Origin of the sequence: Pseudoalteromonas sp. M8 (genome assembly GCF_018141365.1) — a bacterium.
Taxonomy (GTDB): Bacteria; Pseudomonadota; Gammaproteobacteria; order Enterobacterales; family Alteromonadaceae; genus Pseudoalteromonas.
Map to the genome: position 1 here is coordinate 865426 of NZ_CP047240.1, position 6809 is coordinate 872234.

3 protein-coding genes and 1 pseudogene are annotated in these 6809 nt (G+C 41.2%); 2 read left to right on the plus strand and 2 right to left on the minus strand.

Annotated features, from left to right (window positions below; genetic code table 11):
• Nucleotides 1–9: 9 nt before the first annotated feature.
• The gene (locus GSF13_RS08895; RefSeq protein ID WP_206471356.1) at nucleotides 10–723 is read right to left on the minus strand and encodes an ABC transporter ATP-binding protein; all 714 of its coding nucleotides are present in this window, start codon (nucleotides 721–723) and stop codon (nucleotides 10–12) included.
• A gap of 9 nt (nucleotides 724–732) precedes the next feature.
• Nucleotides 733–1998, minus strand: a complete 1266-nt coding sequence (locus tag GSF13_RS08900; RefSeq protein ID WP_102056211.1) for an HlyD family efflux transporter periplasmic adaptor subunit — start codon at nucleotides 1996–1998, stop codon at nucleotides 733–735.
• 629 nt (nucleotides 1999–2627) lie between these two features.
• Here GSF13_RS08900 and GSF13_RS24665 point away from each other — a divergent pair.
• Both GSF13_RS24665 and GSF13_RS08915 read left to right on the plus strand, forming a co-directional pair.
• Nucleotides 2628–5017 (plus strand): annotated as a pseudogene (locus tag GSF13_RS24665) (penicillin acylase family protein).
• Between the two features lie 61 nt (nucleotides 5018–5078).
• Nucleotides 5079–6800 carry a cyclic peptide export ABC transporter gene (locus GSF13_RS08915; RefSeq protein WP_174170297.1) on the plus strand — a complete coding sequence of 574 codons (1722 nt, stop codon included), beginning with the start codon at nucleotides 5079–5081 and terminating at the stop codon, nucleotides 6798–6800.
• Nucleotides 6801–6809 lie beyond the last annotated feature (9 nt).

Genomic DNA, 6809 nt, shown 5'->3' on the forward strand with positions numbered 1-6809 from the left:
GTGCACACCTTAAGCGGCAGAGTTTTTTGCGCTTACGACTTGATCCGCAACGATTTTACCATCAAACATCTCAACTTGGCGGTTGGCTTGTCCAGCTGAGCGCGGGTCATGTGTCACCATAACAATCGTCGTACCTTCATTGTGTAACTTTTTTAGTAATTCTAAAACCGCATCAGTGTTTTTAGAATCAAGATTACCAGTTGGTTCATCAGCTAAAATTAAAGCTGGCTTTCCTGCAATCGCTCGGGCAATGGCAACACGTTGCTGCTGGCCCCCTGATAGCTGACTTGGGAAATGCTTACGGCGATGTTGCATATCAACCTTTTCTAGTGCGAAGTCAATAAGATGACTAATCTGTTTTTGGTCGATGTTGTTTCGATAACTTAGTGGTAGAGCAATATTTTCCTCAACAGTCATATCGCTAATTAAATTAAAAGACTGAAATACAAATCCAATATGCTCATTACGGATGGCGGCTCGCTCATCTCGACTGATTTGGCTGACATCATGCCCACTTAGTACGTATTGACCTGCTGACGGCACATCAAGTAAGCCAATGAGCGATAGCAGTGTCGATTTACCACAACCAGAAGGGCCTGTAATTGCAATATAATCGCCAGAGTTAATAGTGAGACTGATCTGGCTTAATGCATAAGTTTCAACATCTTCCGTTGAGAATTTTTTCTCGATATTGTCCAGTTGAATAATTGTTTTATTTGTCATAAGGCTTCCCTAATTGAGGATAATTTCCGCATGCTGCTCCCAAGCAGATTGGTCTGAAATGATAATTCTGTCACCTGCTTTGAGCCCAGACAGTATTTCAACGGTGTTTGTTGATACTTGGCCAAACTCAACTTTAACGCGCTGGGCTGTTTTTGAATTGTTATCTACACGATAGACATATGCTTGTGTATTTTCTGAGGCAAATACTGGGCGTTTAACAAATAGAGTGTCCTTTTTATCTGCGATCGCAATAGTCCCTTCGACACTTAAGTCTGGTCGAGCCTCAGGTGGAAGTTCTCCTTGCAAATTGACTTCCACTTTAACTGTTCCTTCAACAACATTGGGATCGATCCGTTCAACAACTCCATTAACTGTCGAAGTCCTTGTGTCTATTTTTACTTTTTGTCCTTGTTGAATATTTTGTACTTGAAGCTCTTGTACTTTTAACTCGGCCTGAAAGTCATTTAAGCGGGCTATCTTGGCTACGCCATCGCCACTAGTCAATTGTTGCCCGAGTTCCAGCTCCATCTCTTGTACAACACCATCGGAGGTCGCCACTATATCTAATGCGTCGACTTGACCTTGAACTTGTTGTAATGTCTTTCGCATTTTATTTAAGCGCGCTTTAGCACCAGCAATATGAGCTTCGAGATTCTCTTCCATTTTTTTATATTGCTGAGCTTGTAAGTTTTGACGCAGCTCAATGTTTTTCATGGTCAATTTAGTTTTCGAGTGGTCAAGTGCTGAAATAGTTGAGTTACCAGCTTTTATAAGGGCTTCTTGGGCATCCAGTACCAGTTTGGTGGATTCAAACTCGGCATCGGTCTCCAGGAGCGTTGTTTTGAGTTGGAATAATTGCGATTCTAATGCCACGCGTTCAGCCTTTTTCTCGGCAATCAATGCCTCGAGCTCCCATGTGGTTTCTTCCTTTTTTTGTATTAACTGGGGGTTTTGCAAAGAAACTAAAATGTCACCACGCTTTACGCTATCTCCAGGTTTAACCCACAGTTGTTTAACTCTGCCGTTAATATCAGTAGAAATCCAATGGATCTCTTTAGGGACTAATGCACCATAGCCTCTCACGTTAATAGTGAATTGGCCTTGCTGAACGTTAGCAAAAAGTAAACTACGATTATTGGCTATATAAGAAGCGTTGGAGTATCCGCTATTAAAGAATAAATAAAACACAATAATGACCATTGCACTGGCTGTGATAATTAACCACATTTTTTTGCTGACGTTTTTCTTACTCTTTTTATTAATAGTTATATCCATGAACTCTACCGTATATCTTCTGATGTAAGCTTGGTTAGCAGATTTAATACCAACTTCTACTTTTGTTTTATTTGTCAATTGGAATCAATTGGTTATGTATTTTTAAAAGACTTTACTTACAGCAGGCAAAAGTCCCACTTTCGATACATTTGCAATTTTTTGTTCCGGAATTGATATATCTCGCGATTAACATCTTGGGTTACATGCTTTATGAAGTAGACCACTACTGGCAAGACCACATACCCTCTAGCTGTTTTTCCTTTACTTATAAAGCTGATGTTAAAACAGATGAAAAATTAGCCATTAGTTTGTTTTGTTTCACGAATGGTTGCAAGTGTTATTTTTTTGTTTTCTTAGTTGATTTTGTGTTTTCTAAAGGTTAAGTTTGATTGTGGTTATATTTTACCCTAGTCAGCGACTTAGCCAATTTCAACAGATTAAGTCTCGCTCATTCATGAACACGATTTCGTTTTAACAGCCCGAGTGACTGGAGGCAGTCGTCACTGGGAGTTCAGGGGATCTTAGGGGTTGTTGGGTTTAGCAGTACAGGTGCTAGAAATAAATTATAATAAAAAAGGATTAGTTCGCTCGTGTTTAAGAGTTACCCATTGATTTCAAGAGTAATTTTAGTGGTCTTACTACCTTTACTCGTTATTCTGATATACGGAGTTAACCATCTTCAGGCAAGCCTCCCGCCACTCAAAGGGCAGCTAAAGGCTCCATGGTTGAGCGCTAATGTAAAAGTTTATCGTGACCAAAATGGCGTTGTTTATCTCGACGGTAGTGATGATCAAGATATTTTCTTTGCAACAGGGGTTGTCCATGCTCAAGATAGAATGTGGCAGCTTGAACTTCAAAAACGCATGGCTCAAGGACGCTTGAGCGAAGTACTCGGTCGAGATGCTCTAGGAAGTGACATTTGGATACGAAGCCTTGGAATTTATGGCGCTGCAGAGCAAGCTTGGCAAAACCTCTCTCCTGAAGCTAAAAAGTCAGTTACAGCGTATGTTGCTGGGATTAACTATTGGATTGCGCAACAGACTGTTTATCCAGCTGAGTTTACTTTACTAGATATAAAACCACAGCAATGGCAAGAAATAGATACTATTGCTTGGGTTAAAATGTTTGCGCTAAATTTGGCTGGCAATATGAATGATGAGATTCGAAACTATATTGCCGCTCAGTCTTTGCCAGAAAAGCAACTTACTCAGTTATTTGGTGACATCACCAGTAAGTTTAGTATTGCTCAATACTCCGAATTTAATCAACAACCTACTTTAGTCGCACTTGAAAATGTGATGCGACGTAACTCGCAGTTACAAAAACAATTTAACTTTGGTGGTCAATATGTTGGTAGTAATGCGTGGGTTATAAGTGGCAAGCATAGCAAAGATAATATGCCTATTCTGGCAAATGATCCGCACTTAGGACTGCAAATCCCCTCATATTGGTATGCACTTTCGCAACAAGGTGAGCATCTATCAGCTAAAGGAATGGGCTTGGTTGGTACCCCGTTGATTATTTTTGGTCAAAACGATCATATCAGCTGGGGGGGACTAATATGATGGCTGATGTGCAAGACCTATATTTCGAAACTTTAAACATTAACCAAAAAGGCTTATATGAGTCTGGGAGTTCATGGCAACCACTTAGTGAGCGAATTGAGATCATAGAGGTTAGAGCTGACACTCCAGAATTACTGAATAAACGTATAAAGCCAGTAAAAATCAATGTTCGAACTACTGAGCGTGGTCCCTTGATCAGTGATATCAAGCAGTCAATGATGCACCCTGTTTCCCTAAAGTGGACGGGATTAGACCCTGATGATACGTCTTATGAGGCTTTTTTTAAGCTTAACTATGCCAACAATTGGTCATCATTTGAAAATGCCCTCAGCTTTTTAGTCGCGCCAGCACTGAATATGCTTTATGCCGATACCGAAGGGAATATTGGTTACGCTGGAGCAGGACGCATACCTATAAGGGCTGTTGGTGAAGGGGTAATCCCCTTGCCTGCTGGTCGGGTTAATACCGATTGGGCTGGCTATATTCCGTATCAACAAATGCCTAAGCTATATAACCCGGAAAGTGGCATTATCGTGTCAGCCAATGATGGTTTGTTATTTGATTCTTATCCATATTTTATCAGTCATGCATTTGCCCCTAGCTATCGCAGTCAGCGGATTAGCGATTTAATAAAAAATCCAGAAAGGCTGCTCACAGCAAAGGACATGATGAGCATACAAGGGGACACATTAGATCTTGAAGTGAAAAAATTGCTGCCGCTGGCGCAGCAAATTCAACCGCAGAATGAGCATCAACGTCAAGCGCTAGAGCTGCTGAAAAGTTGGACCGGCAATATGTCAGCGGATAGTCAGGCGCCAAGCATTTTTATTGTGTGGCAGCGTGAGATAAGAAAGTTGCTATTAAAGGACGAGCTGGCTGGCTTTTGGAATCAGCAAGGGCAGCTAGATATTTTGCAGGACATTGCATCTACTTTACCGCTGACGACTGTTGTTGAGTTGCTGCAGCATCCGCAATGGTGTGTGGATAGTGCAACAAACTCCTCTAGTGATAATTGTCAACAACTTATAAATAAAGCGTTTAAAAAAGCCTTGCAGGTGTTATCAAATCAACTAGGTGAAGACATTGCTGGATGGAATTGGGGAGAGTTGCAACATACTGAATATGCTCATACTCCCTTTAGTCATATAAGAGTATTGGATGGCTTATTTGAGCGCAGGGCTCCTGCTGGCGGCTCAATACATTCGGTCAATGTTGCAGCCTCATATTACGACAAATCACAAGGGTTTGTGCAAAACTTTGGTGCTGGTATGAGGCAAATCATAGTGATGGGCGATCCTGAGCAGCACTTCTACATGAACTCAACTGGACAGTCTGGCAATCCGATCAGTGAACATTACGATGACATGGTTATGAAGTTTAGTCGAGTAGAGTTCGAAAGGTTTGATGCAGAACCATCGCAGCTTGCTTACGTTGAATTGATTGCGGGTGATTAGGCACGTCATGGAAATGAAAAACGACGCTATTTTCTTGGCATTAGTCTAACTAAGGATAACTATGAAGCTGTTTGATGTATTTACAAAAAAGGCGCCTAACAAGGTATTTTGTGCCATCTTTCTCGGAGCGCTGGCGGGCATCGCTTATTCACTTCTTATTCCATTGGTCCTAAAAGCGCTTCAGCCGTCGTTGGGAGGGTTGGCAACAGAGTCAGATCAATTAGAACTCTTTGGTTGGCAGGTAAGCAGTGCCAAATTTGCAATTGCGTTTGCTATTTTATGTGCCCTTATTTTTGTAACACGTTCACTTTCACAAGTATTACTGACTCGTGTTGCGCTTGAGGTCACGACGCAGATGCGTAAGGACATGTACGATCGCATCCGTAAAGCACCAATAGTGGCGTTGGAAAAAGTAGGTTCAGCTAAATTGATTGCAGCGCTAACGACGGATGTTCAGAGGATCGTGATGGGAGCGAGAGTGCTACCTGATTTATTAACAAATGGTGTAACGCTACTGGGCATGATGATCTTTCTCTACTATCTCAATAGAGATGTTTTTCTGTTTGTCGCTTACTGCATTGTATTTGGTGTGGTGACTTATCAATTACCCATGTATGTGAGCCGAGTATATATAACAAAGTCCCGCAAGCACGTTGATAATTTACAAGAAGGTATCCGCGGTATTATTAATGGTGCGAAGGAGCTCAAACTAAACAGAGCCAAAAGTGACGATTACTTTGATTATGCATTGCATCAGCAAGAAAGCCATATCCTAGCCTCCGATAAAATAGCGCAAAGCGTACTGCGAGTTGCTGTGAATTACGGTGATATTTTGAGTTTTATGGTGATTGGAATGATCAGCTTTGTCTTTGTCAATTATCACCAAATATCTTCATCTGAGTTGATTGGTGTAGTGATGGTGTTGTTGTATATCGCAGGTCCAGTATCGGTGATTTTGAACGCTATTCCCCAGATTGCGATTGCTAAAGTCTCAGTTAGGAAAGTTAACACCCTGCTAGAAACATTACCCGAAGAGCAATTTATCGAGAAAATTTCTCCACTTCCAGAATGGCAAAGTATTCGTTTTGATGACGTAAGTTTTCGATATTTGAGTGTTGATGATAAACCCGGATTTAAAGTAGGACCGTTGAGTTTCGAAATTCGCAAAGGTGAGGTTGTTTTTATTGTCGGAGGGAATGGTTCTGGGAAATCCACGCTGAGTAAATTGATGACACTGCATTATCAAGCAACAGAAGGCGATATTTACTTTGGTGACACAAAAGTAACAATGGAAAGCCTAGCTAGTTGCCGTGAAGAAGTTGCAGCCATTTACTCTGATTATCACTTATTTAAGCGTCTTTTTGGTTTGAAAGTGGATCCGGAAAGAATTACTCAATTGCTTCGTGCATTGGATCTTAATGAAAAAGTGAAGGTTGTAGATAACGCATTTTCAACGACTTCGTTATCGGATGGGCAGAGAAAGAGATTAGCACTTTTGGTTAGTGTCCTTGAAGATAAAAGCTTATACCTTTTTGATGAATGGGCAGCCGATCAAGACCCCGAGTTTAAAGAAATATTTTATACGGAAATTCTTCCGCAATTAAAGTCAGCAAATAAAGCCGTAGTAGTTATAAGCCACGATGACAGGTACTTCAAAATCGCTGATAAGGTGATCCGAATGGAGCAAGGTCAGCTATCAATCTTGCAACCAATCGCTACCGACCCCTCTCCCACAACAGAACTTAAACAACTAAGTGGCCAGTTGAACGCGATAATCCAATGAGCTAGGAAG

What these genes read in the sequence shown, in the direction of transcription:
- GSF13_RS08895 (WP_206471356.1), bottom strand. Translation starts at nt 723, where the DNA reads ATGACAAATAAAACAATTATTCAACTGGACAATATCGAGAAAAAATTC.
- GSF13_RS08900 (WP_102056211.1), bottom strand. Translation starts at nt 1,998, where the DNA reads ATGGATATAACTATTAATAAAAAGAGTAAGAAAAACGTCAGCAAAAAA.
- GSF13_RS08915 (WP_174170297.1), top strand. Translation starts at nt 5,079, where the DNA reads ATGAAGCTGTTTGATGTATTTACAAAAAAGGCGCCTAACAAGGTATTT.